The sequence below is a fragment of the Leuconostoc fallax genome (assembly GCF_004354645.1).
GTDB lineage: Bacteria > Bacillota > Bacilli > Lactobacillales > Lactobacillaceae > Leuconostoc_B > Leuconostoc_B fallax.
Genome location: NZ_PUFI01000009.1, coordinates 1 through 26,142, shown reverse-complemented (window position 1 = coordinate 26,142; position 26,142 = coordinate 1). Strand labels below are relative to the sequence as shown.

At 39.8% G+C, this 26,142-nt stretch carries 22 protein-coding genes and 16 tRNA genes; 2 read left to right on the top strand and 36 right to left on the bottom strand.

The genetic code is table 11. The features are described 5' to 3' along the window. Nucleotides 1–38: 38 nt before the first annotated feature. The 12 genes from C5L23_RS02970 to C5L23_RS02915 all read right to left on the bottom strand — a co-directional run bounded on the left by C5L23_RS02970 (nucleotide 39) and on the right by C5L23_RS02915 (nucleotide 11,570). The gene (locus tag C5L23_RS02970) at nucleotides 39–1,235 is read right to left on the bottom strand and encodes an SAM-dependent methyltransferase (RefSeq protein ID WP_010007449.1); all 1,197 of its coding nucleotides are present in this window, start codon (nucleotides 1,233–1,235) and stop codon (nucleotides 39–41) included. 133 nt (nucleotides 1,236–1,368) lie between these two features. Beyond that, a complete protein-coding gene (gene tpiA, locus C5L23_RS02965) occupies nucleotides 1,369–2,175 on the bottom strand; it encodes a triose-phosphate isomerase (protein ID WP_010007450.1) in 807 nt (268 codons plus the stop codon). After that, complete coding sequence (locus C5L23_RS02960) at nucleotides 2,172–2,519, bottom strand: hypothetical protein (protein ID WP_010007452.1); 348 nt, start codon at nucleotides 2,517–2,519, stop codon at nucleotides 2,172–2,174. The genes tpiA and C5L23_RS02960 overlap by 4 nt, the downstream gene beginning before the upstream one ends. A gap of 20 nt (nucleotides 2,520–2,539) precedes the next feature. Then, the gene (locus C5L23_RS02955; RefSeq protein ID WP_010007453.1) at nucleotides 2,540–3,487 is read right to left on the bottom strand and encodes a DUF1810 family protein; all 948 of its coding nucleotides are present in this window, start codon (nucleotides 3,485–3,487) and stop codon (nucleotides 2,540–2,542) included. Nucleotides 3,488–3,521: 34 nt separating this feature from the next. Then, entirely contained in the window at nucleotides 3,522–4,454 is a 933-nt protein-coding gene (locus C5L23_RS02950; protein WP_010007454.1) for a glycosyltransferase family 2 protein, read from the bottom strand. A gap of 120 nt (nucleotides 4,455–4,574) precedes the next feature. Continuing rightward, complete coding sequence (locus tag C5L23_RS02945) at nucleotides 4,575–5,840, bottom strand: MFS transporter (protein WP_010007455.1); 1,266 nt, start codon at nucleotides 5,838–5,840, stop codon at nucleotides 4,575–4,577. Nucleotides 5,841–6,025: 185 nt separating this feature from the next. After that, nucleotides 6,026–7,243, bottom strand: a complete 1,218-nt coding sequence (locus C5L23_RS02940) for a phosphoglycerate kinase (protein WP_010007456.1) — start codon at nucleotides 7,241–7,243, stop codon at nucleotides 6,026–6,028. 139 nt (nucleotides 7,244–7,382) lie between these two features. Then, nucleotides 7,383–7,454 (bottom strand) — tRNA-Gln (locus C5L23_RS02935). 27 nt (nucleotides 7,455–7,481) lie between these two features. Further along, nucleotides 7,482–7,564: transfer RNA gene (locus C5L23_RS02930), tRNA-Tyr, on the bottom strand. A gap of 54 nt (nucleotides 7,565–7,618) precedes the next feature. Then, nucleotides 7,619–8,515, bottom strand: a complete 897-nt coding sequence (locus C5L23_RS02925) for a sodium:solute symporter (protein WP_133264267.1) — start codon at nucleotides 8,513–8,515, stop codon at nucleotides 7,619–7,621. Nucleotides 8,516–8,602: 87 nt separating this feature from the next. Next, on the bottom strand, nucleotides 8,603–10,492 hold the full coding sequence (locus C5L23_RS02920) for a M13-type metalloendopeptidase (protein WP_010007460.1): 1,890 nt from the start codon (nucleotides 10,490–10,492) through the stop codon (nucleotides 8,603–8,605). A 76-nt stretch (nucleotides 10,493–10,568) separates the two neighbouring features. Further along, entirely contained in the window at nucleotides 10,569–11,570 is a 1,002-nt protein-coding gene (locus C5L23_RS02915) for a LacI family DNA-binding transcriptional regulator (RefSeq protein ID WP_081458708.1), read from the bottom strand. A 109-nt stretch (nucleotides 11,571–11,679) separates the two neighbouring features. Between C5L23_RS02915 and C5L23_RS02910 the strand changes: the two genes are divergently transcribed. Both C5L23_RS02910 and C5L23_RS02905 read left to right on the top strand, forming a co-directional pair. Further along, entirely contained in the window at nucleotides 11,680–13,038 is a 1,359-nt protein-coding gene (locus C5L23_RS02910) for an SLC45 family MFS transporter (RefSeq protein ID WP_133264266.1), read from the top strand. 23 nt (nucleotides 13,039–13,061) lie between these two features. Then, nucleotides 13,062–14,756 carry a glycoside hydrolase family 13 protein gene (locus C5L23_RS02905; RefSeq protein WP_010007467.1) on the top strand — a complete coding sequence of 565 codons (1,695 nt, stop codon included), beginning with the start codon at nucleotides 13,062–13,064 and terminating at the stop codon, nucleotides 14,754–14,756. Nucleotides 14,757–14,802: 46 nt separating this feature from the next. On the opposite strand, the gene C5L23_RS02900 is transcribed toward C5L23_RS02905, so the two are convergent. From C5L23_RS02900 to C5L23_RS02785, 24 genes are all read right to left on the bottom strand, one after another. Beyond that, a complete protein-coding gene (locus tag C5L23_RS02900; protein WP_010007468.1) occupies nucleotides 14,803–15,744 on the bottom strand; it encodes an ABC transporter ATP-binding protein in 942 nt (313 codons plus the stop codon). Between the two features lie 3 nt (nucleotides 15,745–15,747). Beyond that, nucleotides 15,748–16,794: an ABC transporter ATP-binding protein gene (locus C5L23_RS02895; protein ID WP_010007469.1), complete on the bottom strand. Its 1,047-nt coding sequence runs from the start codon at nucleotides 16,792–16,794 to the stop codon at nucleotides 15,748–15,750. Between the two features lie 10 nt (nucleotides 16,795–16,804). Beyond that, nucleotides 16,805–17,836 (bottom strand): ABC transporter permease, encoded by a 1,032-nt coding sequence (locus C5L23_RS02890; RefSeq protein WP_010007470.1) that lies wholly within the window; start codon nucleotides 17,834–17,836, stop codon nucleotides 16,805–16,807. Nucleotides 17,837–17,848: 12 nt separating this feature from the next. Next, nucleotides 17,849–18,766, bottom strand: coding sequence for an ABC transporter permease (locus C5L23_RS02885; RefSeq protein ID WP_010007472.1), 918 nt, complete (start codon nucleotides 18,764–18,766; stop codon nucleotides 17,849–17,851). A gap of 91 nt (nucleotides 18,767–18,857) precedes the next feature. Continuing rightward, nucleotides 18,858–20,498 (bottom strand): peptide ABC transporter substrate-binding protein, encoded by a 1,641-nt coding sequence (locus C5L23_RS02880; RefSeq protein ID WP_010007474.1) that lies wholly within the window; start codon nucleotides 20,496–20,498, stop codon nucleotides 18,858–18,860. 158 nt (nucleotides 20,499–20,656) lie between these two features. Further along, nucleotides 20,657–21,316 (bottom strand): amino acid ABC transporter permease, encoded by a 660-nt coding sequence (locus C5L23_RS02875; RefSeq protein WP_029508628.1) that lies wholly within the window; start codon nucleotides 21,314–21,316, stop codon nucleotides 20,657–20,659. A gap of 17 nt (nucleotides 21,317–21,333) precedes the next feature. After that, nucleotides 21,334–21,969 (bottom strand): amino acid ABC transporter permease, encoded by a 636-nt coding sequence (locus C5L23_RS02870; RefSeq protein ID WP_010007477.1) that lies wholly within the window; start codon nucleotides 21,967–21,969, stop codon nucleotides 21,334–21,336. After that, entirely contained in the window at nucleotides 21,966–22,829 is an 864-nt protein-coding gene (locus C5L23_RS02865; protein WP_133264265.1) for a transporter substrate-binding domain-containing protein, read from the bottom strand. Before C5L23_RS02865 ends, C5L23_RS02870 begins: the two co-directional genes overlap by 4 nt. A gap of 12 nt (nucleotides 22,830–22,841) precedes the next feature. Continuing rightward, nucleotides 22,842–23,579 (bottom strand): amino acid ABC transporter ATP-binding protein, encoded by a 738-nt coding sequence (locus C5L23_RS02860; RefSeq protein WP_033192904.1) that lies wholly within the window; start codon nucleotides 23,577–23,579, stop codon nucleotides 22,842–22,844. 281 nt (nucleotides 23,580–23,860) lie between these two features. Then, nucleotides 23,861–24,598 (bottom strand): YdcF family protein, encoded by a 738-nt coding sequence (locus C5L23_RS02855; RefSeq protein ID WP_170168008.1) that lies wholly within the window; start codon nucleotides 24,596–24,598, stop codon nucleotides 23,861–23,863. A 176-nt stretch (nucleotides 24,599–24,774) separates the two neighbouring features. Continuing rightward, a tRNA-Ile gene (locus C5L23_RS02850) sits at nucleotides 24,775–24,848 on the bottom strand. Nucleotides 24,849–24,851: 3 nt separating this feature from the next. Then, nucleotides 24,852–24,922 (bottom strand) — tRNA-Gly (locus tag C5L23_RS02845). A gap of 37 nt (nucleotides 24,923–24,959) precedes the next feature. Continuing rightward, a tRNA-Phe gene (locus C5L23_RS02840) sits at nucleotides 24,960–25,032 on the bottom strand. Nucleotides 25,033–25,055: 23 nt separating this feature from the next. Continuing rightward, nucleotides 25,056–25,129 (bottom strand) — tRNA-Asp (locus C5L23_RS02835). Nucleotides 25,130–25,131: 2 nt separating this feature from the next. Beyond that, nucleotides 25,132–25,205: transfer RNA gene (locus C5L23_RS02830), tRNA-Met, on the bottom strand. Between the two features lie 36 nt (nucleotides 25,206–25,241). Next, nucleotides 25,242–25,331 (bottom strand) — tRNA-Ser (locus C5L23_RS02825). A 23-nt stretch (nucleotides 25,332–25,354) separates the two neighbouring features. Beyond that, nucleotides 25,355–25,428, bottom strand: a tRNA-Ile gene (locus C5L23_RS02820). A 12-nt stretch (nucleotides 25,429–25,440) separates the two neighbouring features. Further along, nucleotides 25,441–25,514 (bottom strand) — tRNA-Met (locus C5L23_RS02815). Nucleotides 25,515–25,545: 31 nt separating this feature from the next. Next, nucleotides 25,546–25,619 (bottom strand) — tRNA-Pro (locus tag C5L23_RS02810). A gap of 65 nt (nucleotides 25,620–25,684) precedes the next feature. Then, nucleotides 25,685–25,758, bottom strand: a tRNA-Arg gene (locus C5L23_RS02805). A 5-nt stretch (nucleotides 25,759–25,763) separates the two neighbouring features. Continuing rightward, nucleotides 25,764–25,847, bottom strand: a tRNA-Leu gene (locus C5L23_RS02800). 6 nt (nucleotides 25,848–25,853) lie between these two features. Next, nucleotides 25,854–25,925 (bottom strand) — tRNA-Gly (locus C5L23_RS02795). Between the two features lie 7 nt (nucleotides 25,926–25,932). Then, nucleotides 25,933–26,005, bottom strand: a tRNA-Thr gene (locus tag C5L23_RS02790). A gap of 43 nt (nucleotides 26,006–26,048) precedes the next feature. Next, nucleotides 26,049–26,121, bottom strand: a tRNA-Val gene (locus C5L23_RS02785). Nucleotides 26,122–26,142 lie beyond the last annotated feature (21 nt).

Genomic DNA, 26,142 nt, shown 5'->3' with positions numbered 1-26,142 from the left:
ATTTATAAAACATTTAATAGTGAAACCTATAGGTTTGTTTACTTTACACCACTCGCCACATCAGCATGGTAAATATATGAACGTGTCATTGGCAAATTCGCACTTGATGGTCCCTTGGTCATTAAGTACTGCACAACGTCAATATTACCGGCTTCAAATGATGCTGCACAAGCTTGAAGATACAAATCCCACATTCTGTAGAAACGCTCACCATAATGCTCTAAGACATGATCTTTAACGGCATGAAAATTATCCGCCCAAATTTCAAGTGTCTTTTGATAATGACGACGCAGTGGCTCCAAATCATCAATCTGAAGTGATGTGCCCATGATGTGTTCAATATTTTCTGACAAGCCTGGAATATAACCACCTGGGAAGATATATTTGTTGATCCAGGCATCAACGCCTTCACCCTTTTGTTGACCAGTAATACCGTGAATTAAGGCAGTACCATTATCCACTAGTAATTTATCAACTTGTTCAAAATATGCTTCTAGATTTTCTTTACCAACGTGCTCAAACATGCCAACTGATGTAATGTGATCATATTGTTGCTTCACTTCACGATAGTCTTCTAGTATGACGCTGACTTGCCCTTCGAGGCCTTCAGCCGCAATTTTTTGATTAACAAGATCATATTGCTGCTGGCTAAGCGTCACGCCGGTTGCTTTCAAACCATACTCTTTAGCTGCTGTTAGGACTAATGTCCCCCAACCACAACCGATATCGAGCAATGTTTCGCCTGGTTTAACGTTTAACTTATTAAGAATATGGTGCACTTTATTCGTTTGTGCCATTTCCAAAGTATCTGATTCATTGGCAAAATAAGCACATGAATAGGTCATCGTTGGATCGAGCCACATCTTATAAAATTCATTACCAATGTCATAATGACTTTGTACATCCTCTTTGCTTGCCTTTTCACTATGGCTACGCTTAGGAATAAATTTTGCAAATTTTGAGCCACGCAAGAAACTCTGGCTTGAGAGATAAGCTGAGGTAACTAATTGCTGTAAATCACCTTGAACTTCAATTTTGCCATCCATATAAGCTTCACCCAAAGTAAGAGAAGCATGGGCCATGATGTCCTTGATAGATACTGGCTCGTGCATAATGATTTTGGCAATAGGTGTTCCCTCACCGTAGGCTTGTGTTTCCCCATCCCAAAATTCAACAGTTACTGGACTCTTGAATGACGTTTTAAAAATCTGTTTATATGCTGCTTTTTCTAACATACTTTTGTCCTTCTTGATATTTAGTTCCAATAACAAAGACTTTACGCTTACAGTTCCAAAAATTCAATATGATTTTGCATATCCATGTAAAAAAGCAACACCTAAACGGTGTTGCAATATATTAAATCACGACCTAAACTTCATCAGTATCAAATTGACCAGGCATGCTTGGTTGCTTGGCAATGTTAATTAATTCCAAAAATTTAACTGGATCTAAAGCAGCTGTTCCTACCAAGACACCATCAATATCAGGTTGTTGCAACAATGCACTAGCATTATCTGGCGTAACCGAACCGCCATACAGAATTCTTACTTGTTCAGCAATCACTGGCGAATAAAGCTTAGCCAATGTTTGTCGAATAAGGTGCGCAGCCTTTTGCGCCTGTTCAGACGTTGCCGCCTCTCCAGAACCGATTGCCCATGTTGGTTCATAAGCAATCGTGATGTTACGGATTTGATCAACAGATACACCAGCCAATGCTGAAGCAACCTGAGCAACAGACGGCTCAGCATCCATAAACTGAGCATATTTACTCATGTCTTCATCCACATCAATAATGGGGCGTAAGCCATTACGTAAAGCAGCCATAACCTTTAAGTTGACGGTTGAATCATTTTCATTGAAAAATTTACGACGTTCAAAATGACCGATTAAAACATACGTTGCACCGATATCTTTTAAAGCACGTGGTGATGTTTCACCTGTATACGCTCCCGCGTCTTCCCAGTGCACATTTTCAGCAACAATATGAATCGGTGAGTCTTGCGTTGCTCTCACCATATCAGCCAAAAATAGATCTTGGGCTGCAATACCAGTTTCAACAACTGTTTGACTTGGCACTTTACTGTTCACATTATCCAAAAATTCAGCGATTTCTGATTGTAGCTTATTAATTTTCCAGTTAGCAACGACAAAGGGAATGCGTCGTGTTTTTGTCATTTTTCTTCACCTCGTAACATCATAAACATGAATATTGCCTCAATTAGTAAAATAAGGACAATGCCATTAGCTGACTCGTTTAACCAATTAAAAAGAACATAACTTGCTAATAATACCGCTAATCCAATACTCGTTTTCACCAAAGCTCGGTGGTATTGACTATGATTCAATTGATCTGATAAGCGCTGATTTTCTGTTTTCAGTTCACTCACATCAAGCTTCAAAGCTTCAATTTCATCTAATAGTTGATCATTTTCACTTTGTAGTTGTTCTGTTTGTGTCAACATATCATCATGAACTTTTGTTGATGATTTACGATGCCACATATCATAAATTAATCCCATAGTGTCTCCTGCCTGCTACATTAAGATACTGTTTGCGCTAACAGGTCCAACGTTTCTTGATGTTGTTTACCGTCAAAGTACTGCTCTAAAGCACGCTGATACAATGATTTATCATGTGCAACATATGCAAATAAGGTTAAGCTAGCCTGTAACTTTTTAGCATCTACTTGACCAAATACTGCAACTGGATCCGTCGTTTCAAGTGACAATAGTACATTGAGAACCTTCTCTAAACGTTGCCTTAATAAGTCATCGACTAAATAAAATTTGGCTTCAGTGGCGTCCGCTATGCCATAGTAGCGTGCCCGTTCACTGCTACCTAAGCCACGTAACTGAGGCAAAACAAACCACATCCAATGGGTTTGCTTTTGTCCAGCTGATAATTCTGCCACAGCTGATACATAGTCACTGACGGCTGTCACTTTACCATCTTGAGCATCGACAAATCGTTGTAATTGACTAGATGTCGTTAATATTTGTGCCTGCTGCGTTATTTTATAATGGCGATAAATTTGATAAACTGCGCGACCCGAAAAAGTAAGGTGCATCGCTTCAATGTCTTGTGGTGATACCCACTTTTTACCGTCAATTTCACTTTCGTCAATCATGTCAGATTCAAAGGACCAGTTCTGCAATAAGAAAATATTTGAAAAGAGCTGTGTCACATCCCCATTTGGATAATGCCCCTGATAATCGGGACCTGATACCATACCAATAGCGATTAAATCGTCAGCTGCTGCATTAATGCCAGATTCTTCAAGTACTTCACGCGCTGCATTTTCCGGCCATGACAATTCAGGCTCAACATAACCACCAGGGAATGCCCAGCCATCAAAATCACGATTATAAATCATCATTAACTGACCCGCGTCATTTTCAATCACAACGTCAGATGTTGGCATAATTAATTTGAAATCATGACCAATTTTTTCACGAATTTTAGCAACATATGAATCTTTATAAGGCATTAAACTCCTCCTAGCTGATGAAGTACCTACTTCATTACTTACTTTCCTTAGCAATATAAATCGGTCTATTTTTGATTTCAAGATAAATCTTGCTAATGTATTCACCGACAATACCAAGTGATGTTAACTGTATACCACTCATAAACAAAATAACGGAAACAAGTGAGGCCCACCCATCGACACTGCCACCATACAATACTTTTCTAAGGATAATAAAGGCGATAGCAATTGCGGACAAAAGCGCAATAGCAATGCCTAATACAGAAACAATGGCTAATGGTACAACAGAAAACGATACAATACCTTCAATCGAGTAGGCAAATAATTTACCAAATGACCATGATGAACTGCCTGCAGTCCGATCAATATTTTTATATTCTAAATATTTTGTATTAAAACCAACCCAGCTAAACAGTCCCTTAGAGAATCGGTTGCGCTCTGCCAATGACAAGATTGCATCGACGACTTGTCGTGTCATCAGACGATAATCACGGACGCCAGATGGCATTGGTGTCGAAGAAATACGATTGATTAACTTATAAAACAATTCCGCAAAGAAAGAACGAATTGGCGGTTCACCTTCACGAGTTGTTCGAATCGTCCCAACAACATCATAGCCATCATTTTCAATACCATTTAGCATTTCTGGTAGCATCTCTGGTGGATCTTGCAAATCTGCATCCATCACCGCTACATAATCACCCTGTGCTGACTGTAAACCAGCATATAAAGCGGCTTCTTTTCCAAAATTACGCGAAAAGAGCACATAATGTACTCGGTCAGGATATTGCGCATTGAGACGGCGTACGACATCGGCCGTTTTATCTTTGGAGCCATCATCAATAAACCAATATTCTATGCTGTATCCTGCCGGTAACTTGACGACTTTTTCAACTGTATCAAAAAAAGTCGTAATTGTTGTCTCTTCGTTATAGGCTGGCACAACGATCGACAATACCTTATTCATTAATGTCTCCCCACGTTCTTTTAATTAATAATCTCCTTTATTATACCAGACTTCCTATGACAAATTGCGCTTGTGCATACGCGTGCGTGCAAAAAAAGCAGCCAACTGGCTGCTTTTAAATTAATAATCTTGTTGTGCTAATGTTTTAAATCCAGGAATGGATAACATCACAACTAAACTAATGATATACATTGCTGCTAAACTCATTAATACTGCAGAAACGCTGAAATTATCCATAATCCAGCCGATTACAACAGATGAGAAAGCGCCAAGTGCACGACCTGAGCCCATCAATGTATTAGCAGCTGTTGCACGAATCTCTGGTGGATATAATGCACTAATCACCGCACCATAACCGCCGTACATACCGTTAGAAAAGAAACCAACAATTGCCCCTAAAATGGTCAATGTCCACATGTTATAGGCAAATGTAAAGGCATAAATCATTAATGCCGATGCAATCAAGAAAATAGCAAAGACCCGGCGAGGGCCAATTCGATCTAGGATTGTACCAAATGTCATCATACCTGCAGCCATACCCAAAATAATTGGAATCATACCAAGATTGACATATCCAGCAGTCACTGTTGCTGTAATACCTAACTGCTTACGCATAATCGTAGGCAACCAGTTCATCAAACCATAATAGCCAGCAGTTTGTATCGTTAACATGATAATCAAGGCAAATGATGTATACGCCTTTTTAGGTGTGTTAGCAATGATAGCCAAATTGAATTTCTTTTTGCCATCTTTATATTCTTTTTGTAACGTCTTAAATTCTTGTGTCTCTTTCAAGTGTCGTCGCACAATGTAAACAACGATTAGCGGTAGAAAACCAACCAAGAATAACGCGCGCCAACCAAAGGCTGGCATAATTAATGTTGCCAATATGGCAGCTAGAATCGCACCAACTTGTCCACCGATTGCTGTAATTGAGCTCATTTTACCAACGCGACTTGCGCGAAAACTCTCAGCAATCAATGCCATACTAACGCCATACTCACCACCGGTTCCCATACCAAGTAAGAAACGTGATGCATATATTGTGTGTGCGTTATCTAAAAACGCTAGGAGGACGGTTGCAAAAGTAACCAAAAGAATTGTATAAGATAAGACCTTAACGCGACCAATACGATCAGCTAAAATACCAAATAATATACTACCAAGTAATGCACCCCAGTTAGACATTGCAGCAATTACACCTGCTTGTGTCCCTGTGATATTTAAATCAACGATCATTGGTGCTAATGCAAATGATAAGAAAGTTGCATCCATGTGATCAAGGGTGAAACCTAGTGTTGTAGAGCCCAAAACGACCTTTTGTTCTGACGTCATTTTGTTTGTATTTGTTGTCTGTTCAACATCAATGGACTGACTAATTGTCATGTTCTATTTTCCTCCAAAATGTGTGCTCGCTGACACCCGTTATTTTGTCCGTTAAATATTAAACCATAATTGACTGCAATACACAATTAAACGTTTAACATTTTAAAAAAGCATTTCTCATTGAAGACACATAAAAAAGGCTTAATGTTATTTCATTAAGCCTTTTTATTAGAATCATATCATGATTATTTTTCAGAAATAGAAGCAATACCTGGTAATGTCTTACCTTCAAGGTATTCCAATGAAGCACCACCACCAGTTGAGATATGAGATAACTTGTCTGCAACACCCAATTGTTGTACTGCGGCTGTTGAGTCACCACCACCAACGATAGTTGTGCCACCATTTTCAGTAACTTTAACAAGGTCTTCACCAATAGCCAAAGTTCCCTTAGCAAAGTTAGACATTTCAAACACGCCCATAGGACCGTTCCAAACAACTGTCTTAGCATCTGCCAATGTGTCTTGCAACAATTGAACTGACTTAGGACCGATATCAAGACCCATGTAACCGTCAGGGATACCTGCTGCTGCATCAACAACTTCAGTCTTTGCATCGTTTGAGAAAGCATCAGCAGTAATTGAATCAACTGGCAAAACAAGCTTGTCACCGGCTTCAGCCATTAATTCTTTTGCCAATTCAACCTTATCAGCTTCAAACAATGAGTTACCAATCTGATGTCCCTTAGCAGCATCAAATGTGTAAGCCATACCACCACCAACAATCACCTTGTCAGCTTTGTTTAACAATGACTTAACAATTTCAATCTTGTCAGAAACTTTTGCACCACCAATAATGGCAACAAAAGGACGAACTGGGTTAGCAACAGCATCACCCAAGAACTTGATTTCCTTTTCCATCAAGAAGCCAGCAGCTGCTTGTGAAACATTTGAAGCAATACCAACGTTTGAAGCGTGGGCACGATGTGCTGTACCAAAGGCATCGTTGATGAACAAGTCATCACCCAATGATGCCCAATACTTACCCAATTCAGGGTTATTCTTTGATTCGTTCTTGACAACTTCGCCGTCAACAACATCTTCAAAACGTGTGTTTTCAACCATCAAAACTTCGCCATCTTGCAAAGCATTGATTGCTGATTCTAGTTCTTCACCGCGAGTTTGTGGCACGAACTTAACGTCCTTACCCAATAATTCACCCAAGCGTGCAGCAACGGGTGCCAATGATAATTCTTTCTTATCATCTTCAGACTTGATACGTCCCAAGTGAGAGAAAAGAATTGCACGGCCATTGTTTTCCAAAACATACTTGATGGTTGGCAAAGCGGCCACAATACGGTTATCGTTACCAATAACACCGTCTTTAATTGGCACGTTAAAGTCAACGCGCATTAATACTTTCTTACCTGAAAGTTCCAAATCTGAAACAGTCAATTTAGCCATGATAGCCTCCAATTTTTTTAGTTACAACAACATTATAAGTCATTTCTTACTATTTGTGTTGCAAACTGTGAACTTTTGAGCAGGTAAAATAACGCAACAAAAAACGTGCTACATCGTAGCACGTTACTTCTCTCTATCATTGCCCCTGCTGGATTCGAACCAGCGCATAGCGGTACCAAAAACCACTGCCTTACCACTTGGCCAAGGGGCAATAATGATATTTTACAATATCATTATATGGGAGCGGTAGGATTCGAACCTACGAACCCGAAGGAACGGATTTACAGTCCGTCGCGTTTAGCCAGACTTCGCTACACTCCCATGTCGTCTCAAACAACTATATTATAATAACAAATATTTGCATGGTTGACAACCCTATACATCGATTTTTTTTATATTATTTTTATATGAGTTTCTAAATAGCATAAATGCCGTCCACAGTGACACAACAATAATGAGTATTTGTAATAAAGTAACGTTCAAACTCGTAAAAAATTTTGCGGCCATGAAGACACCCAAAACACCACCGACCACCATGCCTGCTAGTCCTTGCCAGGATACTCGCTTCATCTTCACAACATTCCACGCCGTCGTTGGCATAATCAATGCAGCGTCCAACATCATCACAGGAAACGCAATACTTGGATTAACACCCATCAGTGAAAAGAAAATTAATTCTGGTGCATAATTACCAAGCCCCATCGTCATTAATATACCAATGCCAAAATTGAAAGCAATACCTAACACTAACCACCACCCATGTAAGCCATGAACGCTCAAAGCATTGTTAGCACCTGGCGTTGTTACCATTCTAACGACCATAATCACGATAGCAATTAATAACGCAAACGCCATTACACGTTGCACAGTTGGTGCATGCCAGTTTTTGGTAATATGGGTGCCAAAATAAGCCCCAAGTACAGCTGCTGTCGTCATCGGAATCAAAGTCATGAGCTCAACTTTTACGGCGGTAATAAAGAATAGCGCTTCTACCATGACGGGAATAGCGTGCATCGTATTAAGCGTCCCTGGTAATTTCCGACCATCATCAATAAAGTGAGTTGCTTGAAAGGCTGCCGTTGTGGTTGCAAAAGAGCCAATACCTAAAGTATCACCAAAATCAGTAAAAAAGCCAATCAATGCCCCCAAACCAAATTTCTTAAATATGGGTGCCTTTGCTTTAAAATATTGCCAAATAAATAAGCTTAATGTTGCTAATAAAGTTATAACCAAGAGCAACTGAATCACTCTCAAGACAATGGTTTCTGTCATTTCCGTCTCCTAATCACATCTTTATATTCTATCCTGTTCTACTTTCTGCGGTCAATAAAAAAAGAACCAATCGGTTCTTTTAAGCACTTACCAAATTTGTACCCGATCCTTCGGTGATCGCCACATGCCATCTTTTTCAGTAACATGAAAGATATCAAAGAAAGTATCAAAGTTTTTCACTTGAACATTCACACGTAAGCGTGCCGGCGCATGTACATCCATTGCTGCTAACATCGCCGTATACTCTGGCTTTGCTTTTTGACGCCAAATTTTAGCATAATTCATAAAGAATTGTGTTGCATCAAATCCGACATCTTGCTTAGCGGCAGCCAAAGCAGCACTAAGTCCGCCCAAATCAGCGACATTTTCCGAAAGCGTGAGATGGCCATTAATCTTAGTTTCCCCAATCATTAAACCATCAAATTGCTGTTCAACTTTTTTCGTTCGTTCCTCAAAGTTCTCAAAATCACTGGCAACCCACCACTCATTCAAATTGCCCTTTTCATCAAACCGCGCCCCATTAGTATCGAATGCATGGGTCACTTCATGTGCAATAACCGTACCAATACCGCCAAAGTTCTGAGATGGCGTTTGCTCTAGACTGTAAAACGGTGCCTGTAAAATGGCGGCTGGGAAAACAATTTCATTATGCATCGGATCATAATAAGCATTCACTAAATCTGCAGGCATTTGCCAAATATTACGATCTGGTGCTTTGTGCCATTGACCTAAACTGTAAGCAACAGCTGCTTTAGCAAATTGCATAATGTTCCCCATAATATCTTGTGTACTATCAACCTGCCGTTGTGCCAAATATTCGGGTAATTTATCAGGATAACCAACGTGAATTGTCAAAGCACTCAACTTCTGTGCTGCTTTACGCAAAGTCTCTTGGGTTAACCATGTGTTGGTCGTAAAGCGCTGTTGATAGACACCAATCATTGTTTCAACCATTTTGATAACATCGTTTTTTGCCTTTTCACCAAAGTATGTTTTACCATACCAAAGCCCCACTTGATCTGCAAAGAATAAATGCGCCTGTCGATAAGCTGCCTTATTTTGATCAGGTGCTTGCGCTGTACCCGTCAATGTCCGACGATAAGTGCCAGCTAAGATACGGAGCTCGTTCGTCAAAAATGGTGCCGTTTCATAAGCGGCTTGTGCAATCATCCAAGCCTTAATCATATCAAAATGTTGTGCACGATAAACTTCGTTTGCATGTTCCCAAAATGGTTGATCAGACACGATAATTTTTTCTGGCGTTTGTCCCAATAATGACGTCAAAATGGTTTTCAGATCAACATCTACTACTGACTGTGACAATTCACGCAGCTGCTTTGGGTGATAAAGTTGCCAATAATCAGAAGCTGCCTCATTGCTCATTTTGTATTGTGCAATTAAGCGATCAAATGCCAGTGCTTGATCTACGATGTGTTGTGCCCACTCTTGATCACAACCTGTTGCTAAGAGCAATTGTCGTATCATATCACGCCAAACATTTAATAAAATATCTCTTTGCGGATTATCGTCAGCATACGATGTTGTATCCGGCAAAATTAATTGTGGCGCTGAGAGCCATAATTCATTAAAATCAGCCTGCTTAAAATCAGGTGCTACACCATAACTCAATGGTGTTGTATAAGCATTCTGAATTAAATCAGACCAATGTTGCTGTAAATCAGACCAGCTTTTTAGCGCTTTTAGTGGCTTTAATACGTCGACTAAAGGTTGCACACTATCTGCTTCACGTTGTTGCCAATTAGCCGTCATTTTATGAAATTGTACAAATTCTTTTAATAAATCAGGTGCTACTTGTTTACCATCATGAATAGCTTGTAAGACCCGTCGTTCTTCATCTTCAATGTCTTGATTCAAATCTATAAAGCCACCTGTAACGGGGCGATCTGCGGGAATTGTCGCATTTTGAACCCAATCACCATTAATTGTGTCATAAAAATCATCTTTTATTGCAGTCATTTATTTCACACCATTTCATATTATTTATAATTTTATTATAACGATTTTGTCATTTAGATAACATTCACTTTTATTACTATATCTTAGCCACTGTTTGCCCCATTAGCAGATGATTCGCAATACGAGTGGTATAAAGCGGTTGATTTGCCATTATATTTTGAATAATCATCCTAGTTGCCACTTCACCCATCTGATGAAAATCCTGCTGAATGGCTGTGATTCGCGGCCGTGTTAATTGCGTTAAATTAGTACCATCAATTGAGATTAAAGATAGCTGTTCTGGAATGCTAATCCCCTGATCTTTAGCGGCATTCATCACACCAAGCGCAACCATATCAGAAGCCGCAATAACGGCTGTAAAACGTTCTAATATCGTCTCACGCTGTAATAAGCGTTCTCCACTTTCATAATCAAAGGCACCAGGAAAAACAAGTGCCTCATCAAAAGAAATCTGATGTTCAGCTAATGCCTGTTGATAGCCTTTTAACCGCTGAGTTCCAACTGTTTGATCATTAACTTGGGGACCAACTAGAGCAATGCGCCGATGTCCCTGTGCAATTAAAAATTGACAAGCTTGATAGCCCAAATCAAAATCATCCGAAGTCACTGTTGCAATATCATACGGTAATGTAACGGATACTGAGATGAATGGTAATTTTGAATGTTGCAGTCGCTTAACATGTTCAACTTTTAGTTGAATCGACAGTAGTAAGATCCCTGCAATATTACGACTGACTAAGTTTTCAATGGCGGCTGATTGTGCTTTATCATCATCCCCACCCATATACGAAATGATGATATCAAAGCCATCTGCTTTTGAAGCATCATAAATCCCCTGCATTAAAGAATCAGCAAAATTTGTGTGTGATTGTGGCATAACAACGCCAATCACACGTGGGGCATTCGAGGATAAATCTGAGGCTGCTTTATTTTTAAAATAACCCAATTCAGCAGCAACTTTTCGAACACGTTGTGCCGTTGCTTCACTAAACCGACCTTTATTCGATAATATTCTAGATACTGAAGCATAAGATACCCCTGCTTCGCGGGCAACATCTTTAATTGTGACAGACATCATTAACTCCTAGTGGTTGACTTCTTAAATGTAAACGCTTACAATACTACTTGAGTAAACGTTTACTCAATTTTATTGCACAAGCACTGGAAAGGATTTGAATGGCAACATTATGACTAACACAAGTAAAAAAACCGCCGGATTACCGAATCTATCAGCACTCCAATTGTTTCTGATCACATTCGGTTATGCCGGTGTTCAAGTCGCTTTTTCACTACAAACCGGCAGTATGGGCCGTATATTCCAAACCATTGGTGCAGACCCTAATAAGCTAGGATTCTTCTTTATTCTACCACCTTTGGCCGGTATGATTGTTCAACCACTCATTGGTTATTTTTCGGATAAAACATGGCTCCCTCGTATCGGTCGACGTATGCCTTATTTAATCGGTGGGACTCTCGTCGCCGTTATCGTCATGCTCTTGCTACCCAATACCGGTTCCTTTGGTTTCGGTTATGGTTCCATGACCGCATTATGGTTTGGCGCAGTCACGGTTTTATTTATGGATTTATCTTCTAATGCTGCGATGCAGCCATATAAAATGATTATTCCTGATATGGTCAATGAATCTCAAAAAGACAAGGCTTGGACTTGGCAAAACATTTGGGGTAGCGTTGGTTCCATTGTAGCCTATATGTTTCCTTATATTTTGACACTTGTGGGTGTCGCTAACGTGGCTAAGCGTGGTTCTTTACCACCTTCAGTTATTATTTCATTCTATATTGGCGCAGCAATCTTAGTTGTTGCCAGTATCTTTACAATCGTTAACGTTAAAGAATATAACCCTAAAGACTTCGCTGCTTATCACGGCTTGAAAGAAGGTCAGCACAACAATGACCCAATTTCCGTTATTTTGAAGAAAGCACCTACTGTTTTTTGGACATTAGGATTAGTGGAATTCTTTGCTTGGATTGCTATTCAATACATGTGGACATATTCTACTGGAACACTTGCACAAAACATCTGGCACGTGAGTGATCCTGCGACACACGGTTATCAAGAAGCTGGTAACTGGTTTGGTGTTTTGCAAGCGTTATACGCCTTTGTTGCGATTCTCTGGGGATTAGTCATTCAGCGTATTAATAAGAAGACACGCAAGCCCGCCTTTTCATTTGGTATGCTTTGTGGTGGTGTTGGCTTCATTGTTCTAGCATTGGGCCATACCCAACTGATGTCATTACTTGCGTTTGCACTGATTGGAATTGCTTGGATTAGCTTAATTACCATTCCCTTTACTATTTTAACGAATGCATTAGACGGTCAACACGATGGGATGTATTTGGGACTCTTCAACTGCTTTATCTGTATTCCACAGATTTTTGCCTCTGTTGTGAGCTTCTCTCTCTTCCCTGCTTTGGGTGAATCAATGCCACATATGATTATGATTTCAGGTATCTGCTTCTTTATTTGTTCAATCTTAATCTGGGTGGTTAAAGAAACATCCGCCGAAAATCAATTATCTCAACTTTAATTAAAACAAAAGGAGTTTTCATCATGTCAGTAAACACTATCAAATGGTGGCAAAAATCTGTTGTCTATCAAGTTTATCCACGTTCATTTCAAGATACTAATGCTGATGGTATTGGCGATATCGCTGGTATTACACAACGATTAGACTACATCAAGACATTAGGCGCCAACGTTATCTGGTTGAATCCAATATACGCTTCACCCAACAAAGATAATGGTTATGATATTTCGGATTACGATAGTATCAATCCTGAGTTTGGTACAATGACTGAATTCAAAACATTGTTAGATAAGGCCCATCAGCTTGGTATCAAAATCATCATGGACTTAGTCGTTAATCATACATCCGATCAGCACGATTGGTTTATTGAAAGTCGACAATCCAAAAATAGTGACAAACGTGATTTCTATATTTGGCGTGACCCAGTAGACGGTCACGAACCCAACAACTGGGGCTCTTATTTTTCCGGTTCAGCCTGGAAATTTGATGAAGCAACTGGGCAATACTATCTACACCTTTTTGTCGATGAGCAACCAGATTTGAACTGGGAAAGTCAGCGTGTTCGTGACACTATTTTTGATATGATGAACCGCTGGGTGGATCGTGGCATTGATGGCTTCCGTATGGATGTGATTTCATTAATTTCTAAACCAGATGGTCTACCAGATGGTCATATTGCAGACGGCGCGGAATATAGTAATTCTGACAAGATCGTACCGAATGGTCCACATGTCCACGACTATATTCAAGAGATGCGACAAAAGGTGCTCAATCGTGCTGATTTAATTACCGTTGGTGAGACAACAGGTGTTAACGTTGAAAATGCATTAAAATATGCTAACCTTGACGGCTCTGAACTGAACATGGTTTTTGAAATGGAACATGTGAGTTTGGATCACAATCCTAATCCCGCATTACAAAGATGGTATGATCAAAAAGTTGATTTAAGAAAACTAAAAGCCAACATGTCAAAGTGGCAAAATAAGCTATATGGTGTTGCTTGGAACTCGCTATTTTGGGGTAATCACGATCAGCCCCGTGCAGTTAGTCGTTTTGGGGACGATCGCCCTGAATACCGTGAACGATCAGCTAAGATGTTGGCTACGTTATTGCATATGCAACAGGGAACGCCTTATATTTATCAAGGTGAAGAGCTTGGCATGACCAATGCACATTTTGATCAATTAGATGATTACGATGATGTCGAAACTAAAAACGCCTATCACTATTTGGTAGAACGTGACCATCTTATTGACGGCGAAACGATGATGCGCTATATTCAAGCACAGTCTCGTGATAATTCCCGTACACCCATGCAATGGGATAATACTAACAATGCAGGCTTTACAACCGGAAAGCCTTGGTTAAAACTCAACGCTAATTATCCGAAAATCAATGTCACAGAATCACTGAAAAATCCGGATTCCATTTTCTACTATTATCAAAAGTTAATTCAGTTGCGCTATAATGAACCACTTGTCACGACAGGAAAATACCAACTTATCGATGAAGACGATGCTGCTGTTTATGCATATCTTCGCCAAGGTAAAGATGACGCTTTGTTGGTTATCAATAATTTCACCGATCAGACCTTAACCCGTCATTATACGCAATATACGGATCAAAAACATGTTGACCTATTACTTGCCAATTATGCAGATGATACAGGCGAAACGTTACGCCCTTATGAAGCTAGAATTTATAAATTAAGTATCTAAAAAATCAATATAAAAAGCACTGTAAATACAGTGCTTTTTATATTGATTACTTTTGGTCATTGGCGTATTGCTTTGCCTCTTGTGGCGTTGCTAGAACAAAATGCCCAGGATTCACTTCAATCATTTCACGTGCTTGACCATCTGTTTCAATGCTTGCGTCATATTCAATATGCTGGCGTTGCATTTCTACTTCAGGATCTGGCACCGGTATTGCGGATAATAAGCTCTTAGTATAAGGATGCAGCGGATGATTATAAACAGCATCTGCTGTGCCAATTTCTAATAACTTTCCCCAATGCATAACCCCAATCCGATCAGAAATATACTTTACCATACTTAAATCATGCGCAATAAATAAATAAGTTAGGCTGTGTCTATGTTGCAATTCTTTCATGAGATTAACAACTTGCGCTTGAATTGATACATCTAAAGCTGAAATGGGTTCATCCGCAATAATAAATTTAGGATCGACAGCTAAAGCTCTAGCAATCCCGATACGTTGCCGTTGCCCACCAGAAAATTCATGTGGATAACGCGTAACATGATCTTCGTTCAAGCCAACAAGTTTCAAGAGTTCTTGTACTTTGTCATGACGCTCTTTTTTGCTTTTAACAAGGTGATTAATATCTAATCCCTCCGCAATAATGTCGCGCACTTTCATACGCCCATTCAAACTCGCTTGCGGGTCTTGGAAAATCATTTGTGCATCTTTTCTAAATTCAGATAGTGCTTTGCCTTTTAGATTCGTAACATCTTCATGATTAAACTTAATTTCACCACCAGTTGGCTCATAAAGTTTTAGAATTGTCCGTCCGATGGTCGTTTTCCCCGATCCAGATTCACCAACCAAGCCAAAAACTTCACCTTCATAAATATCAAAGCTCACATGATCAATCGCTTTAACTTCGTTACTTTTCCCTGGATTAAAACTCAACTGTAAATCATTTAACTCAACTAATTTCTTAGGTCTTGCTTGTGTTTCAGACATTAATTAAGCCTCATTTCCTTTTAGTTGTGCCCAATGGGCCCAGCGATTCTGAATTGGAATGGGTGGCGTCACTTTCGGCGCACGTTCATCTAACAACCATGTCGCTGCATAATGTGTCTCACTCACTTTAAAGAAAGGGGGCTCCTCTTGGCGATCAATTGCTAGAGCATATTGATTCCTTGCTGCAAAGGCATCCCCTTTAGGTGGCTCTAGCAAGTCCGGTGGCGTCCCTGGAATTGCCTGTAAGCCACCACTTTGCGTATCTGTTGTTGGCATGGAATTCAGCAATCCCCATGTGTACGGATGTTGTGGATTAAAGAAAATTTCATCTACTGTTCCGTATTCAACAATCTTTCCTGCGTACATCACGGCGACACGGTCCGCCATTCCGGCAACAACACCTAAATCATGAGTAATGAAAATAATGGCGTTATCAGTTTGTTGTTGAATATCCTTCATTAATTTCAAAATTTGTGCTTGGATTGTCACATCTAATGCCGTTGTTGGTTCATCCGCAATCAAAATCTCCGGATCAGCGGCCAGTGCAATCGCAATAACTGCACGCTGACGCATACCACCAGACCATTGGTGTGGATAATCATCAATATGTTCCGCCGCAGCTGGAATACCAACCCCTTCCATCAATGCCAAAGCACGCTTTAATGCTGCTTCCTTTGACAATTTCTGATGTTTCATTAAAGGTTCCGCGATCTGCATACCGATTTTCATGGTCGGATCTAAACTGGTCATGGGGTCTTGGAAAATCATCGCAATTTCGTTACCACGAATCTTTTGCCATTCTGATTCTTTAAGATCAAGTAAGTTTTGACCTTTAAATAATAATTGACTGCCTTCTGATATTTCAGCATTTTTGGCATTTAGCCCCATTAACGTTTTGGTAGTCACTGATTTACCAGAACCAGACTCACCAACAATTGCTAACGTCTCACCTTTTTCTAGTGAAAAAGAAACATCCCGGATGGCTTTTACTTTTCCTGCGTACGTATTGAAATCAACATGTAAATTTTCTACTTTTAAAACTTCACTCATGCTCTACTCCTTAATCCTCACTCGCACGTGGATCAAATGCATCGCGTAAACCATCACCCAATAAGATAAAGGCTAACGAAATTAGCACCAATACAAATGATGGCAATAAAATCTGATAAGGATAGAATTGCAGCATATTTTGGGCATCAGAAATCAAAGATCCCAATGATGATGTTGGTGGCTTAACCCCCAAGTTAATCGCTGACAAAACCGCTTCAAACATAATAGCAGTTGGAATTGTCATCATCACTTGCACAATGATTGTACCAGCCATATTTGGAATTAAATGCTTGAGTGCAACCTTTGTAGAACTCTCACCTAACGACTTAGCAGCTAATACATAGTCTCTTTCTTTGAGTGACAACGTCATATTTCGAACTTGACGTGCCATATTAATCCACCCAGTCATGGCAATCGCTAAGATAATTGAGAAAATACCGTTGCCTAACAATAACCCTAACATCGTCACGATAATTAAGTTTGGAATTGAGGAAACCACTTCAATAATACGTTGTAGCACTGTATCAATCCAGCCACCTTTCCAACCCGAAAAGACGCCGTATGACACACCAATAATCAAATCAATAAATGTTGCGGCAACCGCAACTAACAAAGAAATACGCAAGCCAACCACGATACGTAATCCCAAGGAACGCCCAATGGTGTCCGTTCCTAATAGGAATTTATCCTTACTGGGAACATTTTGCGTAGTATAAACATCGGTTTTTTCTGTTGCTCCTGGCTCTTTAATTTGACCATCCCATCCAGGAATGGGTAAGCCAGATTTAGGTGGTAAATTCTTATATGTCCCCACTTGATTAGAGTCAAAGGCGTTAGCTTTGCTCTGTGGAACAAAAATCGTTGACAATATGGCAAACCCTAGAATCAAAACTAAGAACCATAATGAAATCACCGCCAATTTATTGAGTTTTAATCGTCGCCAAGCATCCTGCCAGAAAGATAGTGCTGGTTTAGAGATATGTTCGTTGGCCTCTGAATTTTGGGCACCAACAATCACAAAATCATTTGTATTTGCAGCCATTTTTCAGACCTCCTATCGCAAACGAACACGTGGATCAACCACTGCCGTCAAAATATCTGTAATCAAAATCATCACCATTAACATCATGGCATATACAATTGTTGTACCCATAATAACTGGGAAGTCCTTAGATGGAATAGACGTCACAAATTGTTGACCGATTCCTGGAATGGAGAAGATATTTTCAATCAATACAGACCCCGTTAATAAATTAGCCGCCATCGGGCCAATTAACGTTAACACTGGAATCATTGAATTACGATAAGCATGCTTGTTAACAATTTCTTTGTCGCTTAAACCCTTGGCTTTAGCAAGCTGTACATAATCAGATGATAACACTTCGATCATTTCCGAACGAACGAATCGCGTTGTTACCGCTGCAGGACTAACAGCTAAGGCTAAAGTCGGTAGAATTGTTTCAGAAAAGGAATCGCCCCAGCCTGACACAGGGAACAACGCCCACTTAAAGCCAAACAAATAAACTAAAATAATACCTAATATAAAGCTAGGTACTGAGATACCCAATGTTGAAATAATCCCTAATGTACCATCAATTTTGTTGTTCTTATTTCGTGCCGAAGCAGCCCCCATAAAGAGGCCGGCGATGACACCAACAACTAGGGCTTGGGCGCCCAGTTGTGCTGATACAGGGAGACGTTGACCAATTAACATCCCCACACTTTGGTTTTGATATTGAAATGACGTTCCAAAATCACCAGTAAAAGCATTAGCAAGATAGTGCAAATACTGTTGCCACACTGGCAAGTCAAGTCCATACGCTTTATTCAATTGTGCTAACATGTCTGGCGTTAATTTAGGGTTATTAAATGGCGTTCCTGGCATAACTTGCATCAAGAAAAATGTTGCCGTAACCACTAAAAATAACGTGAAGACTAAAAGTAGTAATCGTTTCGAAATATATTTAACCATGAGTCGTCTTCCTAATAAATAAGAATTGACCATAACCATATGATCAATTCTTATTACTAATTAATGATAAGTTAATAATAGCAAAATTTTGTTATTGACGATATGCTTTTGTGACATCCATTTGTAAGCCAGTTGTGTTAATCAATACACCCTTTACATTTGAACGTTGTAATGCATATTGTGAACGGAAGTAAAGTGGGTTAATATTTCCTTCATCAAACAAAGCTTTTTCAGCTGTCTTATAATTGCTATCTCGCGCTGCATCATTCAAAGCATTCTTTGTTTCAGCTTCTTCGAGTGCTTTATCATAAGTCGTATTCTTGAATTTACCGTTGTTATATGAAGAATCACTCTTGAACAAGTCATAGTATGTTGACCCTTCAGGATAATCACCACCCCAAAGAGTAACAACTGCATCAAAGTTTTGTGTCTGTGAGTCTTTTAGACGTTGGGCAAATGGTACAAACTTTTCTTCAACCTTTAGATTAGGCAAAGCTTTTTGCAAAGAACCTTGGAGGTAGTCCAATGTCGACTTTGCAGCTGGTCTGTCTGCATCAGAAGTGATAGTGAGCGTCATTTTTGATTCACCAACTTCTTTTAATCCTTCTTTAAATAGTTCTTGAGCCTTCTTAGTGTCATAGCTATATCCTGGGTTAACATAAGCAGCCAAATCTTTGCCATTAGCTGTCTTTGCCAAAGCTTCTGGTGCTAGTCCAGTAGCGGCTGTTGAAATACCTGACGTAACCTGATCCGTCAATTCTTTACGATTTGTCGCATAGTTTAATGCTTGGCGAATCTTTTGATTAGCTAAGAACTTATTTTTACCTGTTTGATTATATTCAATAAATGATGTTGTAGCCTCCGGTTGCTTAACGGCATCCTTATTATTTTTATTGGCCTTATAAAGTTCGGGTGTATCAGAAATAGTTGTTCGATCAAGCTTACCTTGTTTATACAGTTGAACAGCTGTTTCGGGCTTTTTTACAACTTGCCAAGTAATTTCATCAGTTTTGGTATTCTTGGCGTTCCAATAATTATCATTTTTTACCATCTTGAAGCTATTATTAGTCCCATTCCAACCTTCAAACTTATATGGTCCGGAATATAACTGCGTCTTAGCCGTTGTCGCATATTTCTTACCTTGCTTATCCACAAAGCTTTCTTTTTGCGGCATAAAGTTAGCAAATGTCAGCAGATACTTAAACTGTGGCAATGGTCGTTCCAAAGTGAACGTCAATTTATTACCATCCGCCTTAACACCTAAAGTATCAACAGGTGCTTTTTTGGCTGTAATTTTATCTGCATTCTTAACACCAGAGGCGAGATAAGCATATTGTGATGCTGTTTTTGGATCAACTATGCGTTGCCAAGAATAGACAAAGTCTTGAGCCGTCAATTTTGAACCATCTGACCACTTCAACCCATCACGTAGTTCAGCTGTATAGGTTAAGCCATCTTTCGAAGCGGTAACTGACTTGGCCAAATCCATCGCTGGCTTACCGTCTTTATCAATTCTCATTAAATTAGAACCAGTGTTACCAATTATGTTACCAGAATAAGTATCTGTATTTTTTGAAATATCTAGTGTTTGAATTTCAGTAGGTAAAGTGAAATGTAGTGACTTTGAATTCGCACCGTCTTTACTATTGCCCCACAAACCAGCGGCACGTGTACCACCAGCTACGACAACAACGGCCGCAGCGCCTAGGGCTACTTTTTTCCATGTATCCATATAAAATATCCTCCCGAGACATTTCTTAACAATGAGAATATTTTATCACATCAATATCTCATATACAACTCATTATATGACACAATGAAAACGCATACAAATAAAAAACACTATATCTACTGTATAGTGTTTTTTAATAATCATTCATTTTTCTTATCTTAAGCTAATTTTGAATCAAACCATTTAGCTAATAATGATAGGCCATAGTTGACAACAAAGTACATCGCCGCAATCAATAGCAAAATCGGTACCATGTACGTATTATCTTGTCCGTAGACAATTTGTGCACGATACATTAACTCAGGTAAGACAATGGCCGTTGCCAATGATGTATCCTTAACCAAAGAAATAAATTGTGAAATCAATGGCGGAATCATCGTCTTATATGCTTGTGGCAAAATGATATGCCACATTGTTTGCGCGTTGGACATACCGGTTGAACGTGCGCCTTCTGTTTGACCAAAATCAATTGACTTTAAGCCACCACGGATAATTTCGGCAACCATCATCGATTCAAATGCTGTCATCGCAATAATTGCTGATGTCAGGATGGAAAGATGGACGCCAAAACGTGGTAAGGCGAAGTACGTAAAGAAGATAATTAACAAAAGTGGTAAGTTTCGAACAATATCAATAATCAAACCCACAAACCGTGAAAAATATGGTATTTTTTCATATCGGATAACACCTAAAATGGATCCGATAACGAAAGACAAAACAATTGATACGACTGAAACTAAAATCGTGATCCCTAGACCGCCTAGCAAATACTTTAAATTATCAGCACTGAAGGCAGAAAACATTGAAGATAAAATTATCATAATTCCTAAGCCTCCTATGCGCTTTTCTTTTCAAGATGTTGCATGTAATAAGATAGCGGCAACGTGATAATCAAGTACAAAATACCTGCAACGATATATGTGTTAAACGGATCAAAATTCAAGCCCGCAATGACGTTCGCCTGGTACATAATATCAAATCCCGCAACAAAGGCAAGAATCGAAGAGTTTTTAACTAAGTTAATAAACTGGTTCGCTAGAGATGGTAAGGCAACCACAAATGCTTGTGGCAGGATAATTCGTGACATCGCTTGTCCGTATGACAATCCGTTAGCACGCGCCCCTTCCATTTGACCACTATCAATCGATTGAATACCGGCTCTCACTGTCTCTGCAATAAATGCAGAAGTATATAGTGTCAAACCTAACGTTCCCGACCAAAATCCGGAGATTTTAATGGCGTTTGAAATCACAATATAGAAGAACATTGTAATAACCAACAGCGGTATATTTCGGAAAATTTCCACATAAGTGTGACCAAAAATGGACAACGCCTTATTTGGTAAAATTTCTAGAATGGCAAACAGCGTACCTAAAATCATCGATCCGACAAGGGCAATTAACGATGCAAGGAGTGTATAACCGAATCCTGATAAAAATGTTGAGAGATTATCTGTAAATATCGTCGTCATTTTTGCAAAGTCCTCCAATCCAATCCGGGTACATTTGAGAACCATTTCTTGATCAAACGATTATATGTGCCGTTTTTTTCTAGTTCATCTAGGGCCTTATTCATCGCCGCAATCATCCGAGGTTGGTCATTATCTGTAGCCAATCCATAAGGTTGGTTCGTAAAGTTACCACCGACAATCTTATAGCCCGGATTTTGTTGCGCTAGTCCATATAATATCGCATTATCAGTTGTTAACGCATCACCTTGCCCAGCCTTTAAAGCTGTCATGCTCTGTGCATAATCAGCTAATGAAAGCACTCTGACTTTTGGCGCAAATTCCTTCATGGTTGGTATCGCTGTAGTACCAACTGCTCCGATAACTGTTCGACCCGGCTGATTCAAATCTTTAACCGAACGAATGTCCGAATTTTCCTTAACTAACAAAGACTGTCCGGCTGGGAAATAAGGTTGCGTAAAATCAACTTGATTTTCTCGTTCCTTGGTAATTGTCATAACCGAGGCCGTTGCATCAATGTTGGCATTTTTAAGCAACTGAATTTTCGAGCTAGAAGAAACTTGAACCAGTTCTGCCTTAAGTTTAATGTTTTGGTCTTTAGCGATTTGTTTCGTCACTGCGCGAGCAATATCAACATCGAAACCTTCATATTCACCAGTTTTAGTATTCATTAAACCAAACAGGCGCGTATCAGCTTTAACACCCCATACAATACGATGCTGTTCCTTAATACGATCAAATGTATCCACATGTTTTGCTTCAGAAGCACCTTTGGCTAAACCGCCCCATACACCCAAGACAATCAATAACGCTAAAACAATCGCAGCGATTAAACCAAATCGCTTTTTTTTAGCCTTTTCCATATTATCCCTCCATTAATGACGTTCTACTTGACTCAAGAACTGCTTGGCTCGAGGGTCGTCTGGATTCGTAAAGAATTTCTCAGTTGTACTATCTTCCAAAATTTCGCCGGCATCCATAAAGATAACACGATCTGCAACCTGCTTGGCAAAGTTCATTTCGTGCGTCACGACTAGCATTGTCATATCAGAATCCGAAGCAATATCCTTCATAACATCCAATACATCACCAATCATTTCTGGATCCAAAGCAGATGTTGGTTCATCAAACAACAACGCTTTTGGCTTCATAGCTAATGAACGAGCGATGGCTACACGTTGCTTTTGCCCACCAGACAAAGCAGAAGGCATACTATCAGCTTTATCAGCTAAACCAACCTTATCAAGCAACTCCATAGCAACTTTTTTGTTCTCTGCCTCATCACGCTTCAAAACTAAGCGTGGTGCCAACATGATGTTCTCTAGCGTTGACTTATTATTGTAGAGATTGAAATGCTGGAAAACCATTCCAACATTTTTACGAATACGATTGATATCCGTTTTCGGATCATGCAAATCATACCCATTAACGATTAGCTGTCCTTCTTGAATTTCCTCTAGCCCATTAATTGTTCTAATTAACGTTGATTTACCTGAACCTGACGGTCCAATAAGCACAACGGTTTCACCAGCATCAATGGATAGATTTACATTTTTTAAAGCATGGAAGTCACCATAGTACTTCTCAACATTTTTGAATTCAATCATTGACATGATTAATCTCCTCTCTAGTACAAGGTTCTAGTATAAATTAAGAATATAAGATATTTTTCCCATATTGTATTATCAATTAAACCTTAACTATTATTGTACTAGTAAAACCTGTAAACAGTCAAAGTTAAACCACTATAAATTACAGAAAACACATAAAAAATTAACATTTCATCTCATTTTGTTTGGAATAAATGCATAAATTAAAAAAGCAAGGTTAATTTGTTAGTATTTCACCAATTAAACCTCTTCATTATCGTACATCAACAGCTCTAAAATTATTTTCATTTGTATAAATATACATTGCTTATATAATATATTGTGAATGTGATCACTAATGCCGCGTATATAAAATTTACTTTTTGCCAGATTTTAATCATACCCGAAAATTCACGTAACAGCGCAAACATTTTATATGTATATTTCGTATGTGCTCCTCTGACCGAAACATTAAGTCCCTGCTGCTTAGCCAACATTAGCGCCCTATATAAATGATAATTGCTTGTATATAGCGTAAAATTTTCCCGAATGATGCGATAAGTTAACGCTATATTTTGAAAGGTATTACGTGAATGTTCTTCTAGAATTGTTTTTTCTAACGGTATTTTATATTTTAAAACTGCATAATCCCGCATTGCCCGCGCTTCACTTAGTATTTCATCCGGTCCTTGTCCACCCGAAAACACCATTATGGGCCACTCACCAGTTGTTTTATAAATACTATGTGCATCCTGCGCCATGAGATCCACTCGTGCACCTACAATTTTGCCAACATACTGTCCTTGAACTAAACCACCACCTAGCACAACTAATGGCCCAGTCTGCGGTTGCCTAGTTAAATTCATCATTATATTACGTACTATAAAATATCCAAATTCTACAACGATTAGAAAAGAAATTGCATTAACAAGATAAATAATATTTTTATCTACTTGTTGGTAGAAAGACCAGGCATTAACAGAAATATTAGTACCTATATACATTACTAGTAAGGCTACATATCCCAATACGAGGCGTTTCATCGGATTTTTTCGCCAATATTTAAATGTATAGTAAATAATGAACGTTGTTAACACTAAACCAATAATATTTAAAACACTCAATAGCAACATTATACGCACCTCTATTCTAGAGTTACATTATAAAACAAAAAAGAAGGGAAAGAAAAAGAGAGTTACAAGAACTCTCTTCTTTATCATGGGCCTGACGGGACTCGAACCTGTGACCCCTGCGTTATCAACACAGTGCTCTAACCAACTGAGCTACAGGCCCATAAGCGAATGACGGGAATCGAACCCGCATAGCCAGCTTGGAAGGCTGGAATTCTACCATTGAACTACATTCGCAGGCTTACCTTGTCGCTTCAGTCAATCTCTTGACCTATGGCGCGGGACGGAATCGAACCGCCGACACATGCAGCTTCAATGCATTGCTCTACCAACTGAGCTACCGAGCCATCTAAGTATCTTCATACTTAAACGGTCACAACGGGGTTCGAACCCGTGATCTCCTGCGTGACAGGCAGGCGTCCTAACCAGCTAGACCATGCGACCAATTGCGGGAGCTGGATTTGAACCAACGACCTTCGGGTTATGGGCCCGACGAGCTACCAGACTGCTCCATCCCGCGATAATATTATGTCTTACCCTCTATATTTAAGGGTTAAGGAGGATGGGGGATTCGAACCCCCGCGCCGGTTTCCCGACCTGACGGTTTTCAAGACCGTTCCCTTCAGCCAGACTTGGGTAATCCTCCACTATCTCTGAAGGCCCTCTCAATGGACCTTGTTGGACTCGAACCAACGACCGGACGGTTATGAGCCGTCTGCTCTAACCAACTGAGCTAAAGGTCCTTTATCGACCTATCGCGGCGGGGGGAATCGAACCCTCGACCTCTCGGGTATGAACCGAACGCTCTAGCCAGCTGAGCTACACCGCGATCGTGCTAAACCATATCACATACGATTTAATCGGGACGACAGGATTCGAACCTGCGACCCCCTGGTCCCAAACCAGGTGCTCTACCAAGCTGAGCTACATCCCGATAGTTTCTCGAGAGCTTCAGCTCCTCAAAAACTTAAAAAAGAGATTAAATTACTCTAACCTCTATGCACCTAGCAGGAGTCGAACCTGCAACCTCCTGATTCGTAGTCAGACGCTCTATCCAATTGCGCTATAGGTGCATATATGCCGGCGACCGGGATCGAACCGGTACGATATCTCTATCGCAGGATTTTAAGTCCTGTGCGTCTGCCTATTCCGCCACGCCGGCATATTAAGCGGACAACGGGATTCGAACCCGCGACCCCCACCATGGCAAGGTGATGTTCTACCTCTGAACTATATCCGCATGTTCATGCCGACTAAAGGACTCGAACCTTCGACCCCCGCTTTACAAGAGCGGTGCTCTACCAACTGAGCTAAGTCGGCGCTACGTTTCCCGTTCGCCAGTATCTTCAGCCTTTTCCGGCTATGGAAGTTACAGGGATCGAACCTGTGACCCCCTGCTTGTAAGGCAGGTGCTCTCCCAGCTGAGCTAAACTTCCATATCTATGGAGAGGAAGGGA

Coding starts and splice junctions, on each gene's coding strand:
- C5L23_RS02970 (WP_010007449.1), bottom strand. CDS start 1,235: ATGTTAGAAAAAGCAGCATATAAACAGATTTTTAAAACGTCATTCAAG.
- tpiA (WP_010007450.1), bottom strand. CDS start 2,175: ATGACAAAAACACGACGCATTCCCTTTGTCGTTGCTAACTGGAAAATT.
- C5L23_RS02960 (WP_010007452.1), bottom strand. CDS start 2,519: ATGGGATTAATTTATGATATGTGGCATCGTAAATCATCAACAAAAGTT.
- C5L23_RS02955 (WP_010007453.1), bottom strand. CDS start 3,487: ATGCCTTATAAAGATTCATATGTTGCTAAAATTCGTGAAAAAATTGGT.
- C5L23_RS02950 (WP_010007454.1), bottom strand. CDS start 4,454: ATGAATAAGGTATTGTCGATCGTTGTGCCAGCCTATAACGAAGAGACA.
- C5L23_RS02945 (WP_010007455.1), bottom strand. CDS start 5,840: ATGACAATTAGTCAGTCCATTGATGTTGAACAGACAACAAATACAAAC.
- C5L23_RS02940 (WP_010007456.1), bottom strand. CDS start 7,243: ATGGCTAAATTGACTGTTTCAGATTTGGAACTTTCAGGTAAGAAAGTA.
- C5L23_RS02925 (WP_133264267.1), bottom strand. CDS start 8,515: ATGACAGAAACCATTGTCTTGAGAGTGATTCAGTTGCTCTTGGTTATA.
- C5L23_RS02920 (WP_010007460.1), bottom strand. CDS start 10,492: ATGACTGCAATAAAAGATGATTTTTATGACACAATTAATGGTGATTGG.
- C5L23_RS02915 (WP_081458708.1), bottom strand. CDS start 11,570: ATGATGTCTGTCACAATTAAAGATGTTGCCCGCGAAGCAGGGGTATCT.
- C5L23_RS02910 (WP_133264266.1), top strand. CDS start 11,680: ATGACTAACACAAGTAAAAAAACCGCCGGATTACCGAATCTATCAGCA.
- C5L23_RS02905 (WP_010007467.1), top strand. CDS start 13,062: ATGTCAGTAAACACTATCAAATGGTGGCAAAAATCTGTTGTCTATCAA.
- C5L23_RS02900 (WP_010007468.1), bottom strand. CDS start 15,744: ATGTCTGAAACACAAGCAAGACCTAAGAAATTAGTTGAGTTAAATGAT.
- C5L23_RS02895 (WP_010007469.1), bottom strand. CDS start 16,794: ATGAGTGAAGTTTTAAAAGTAGAAAATTTACATGTTGATTTCAATACG.
- C5L23_RS02890 (WP_010007470.1), bottom strand. CDS start 17,836: ATGGCTGCAAATACAAATGATTTTGTGATTGTTGGTGCCCAAAATTCA.
- C5L23_RS02885 (WP_010007472.1), bottom strand. CDS start 18,766: ATGGTTAAATATATTTCGAAACGATTACTACTTTTAGTCTTCACGTTA.
- C5L23_RS02880 (WP_010007474.1), bottom strand. CDS start 20,498: ATGGATACATGGAAAAAAGTAGCCCTAGGCGCTGCGGCCGTTGTTGTC.
- C5L23_RS02870 (WP_010007477.1), bottom strand. CDS start 21,969: ATGACGACGATATTTACAGATAATCTCTCAACATTTTTATCAGGATTC.
- C5L23_RS02865 (WP_133264265.1), bottom strand. CDS start 22,829: ATGGAAAAGGCTAAAAAAAAGCGATTTGGTTTAATCGCTGCGATTGTT.
- C5L23_RS02860 (WP_033192904.1), bottom strand. CDS start 23,579: ATGTCAATGATTGAATTCAAAAATGTTGAGAAGTACTATGGTGACTTC.
- C5L23_RS02855 (WP_170168008.1), bottom strand. CDS start 24,598: ATGAAACGCCTCGTATTGGGATATGTAGCCTTACTAGTAATGTATATA.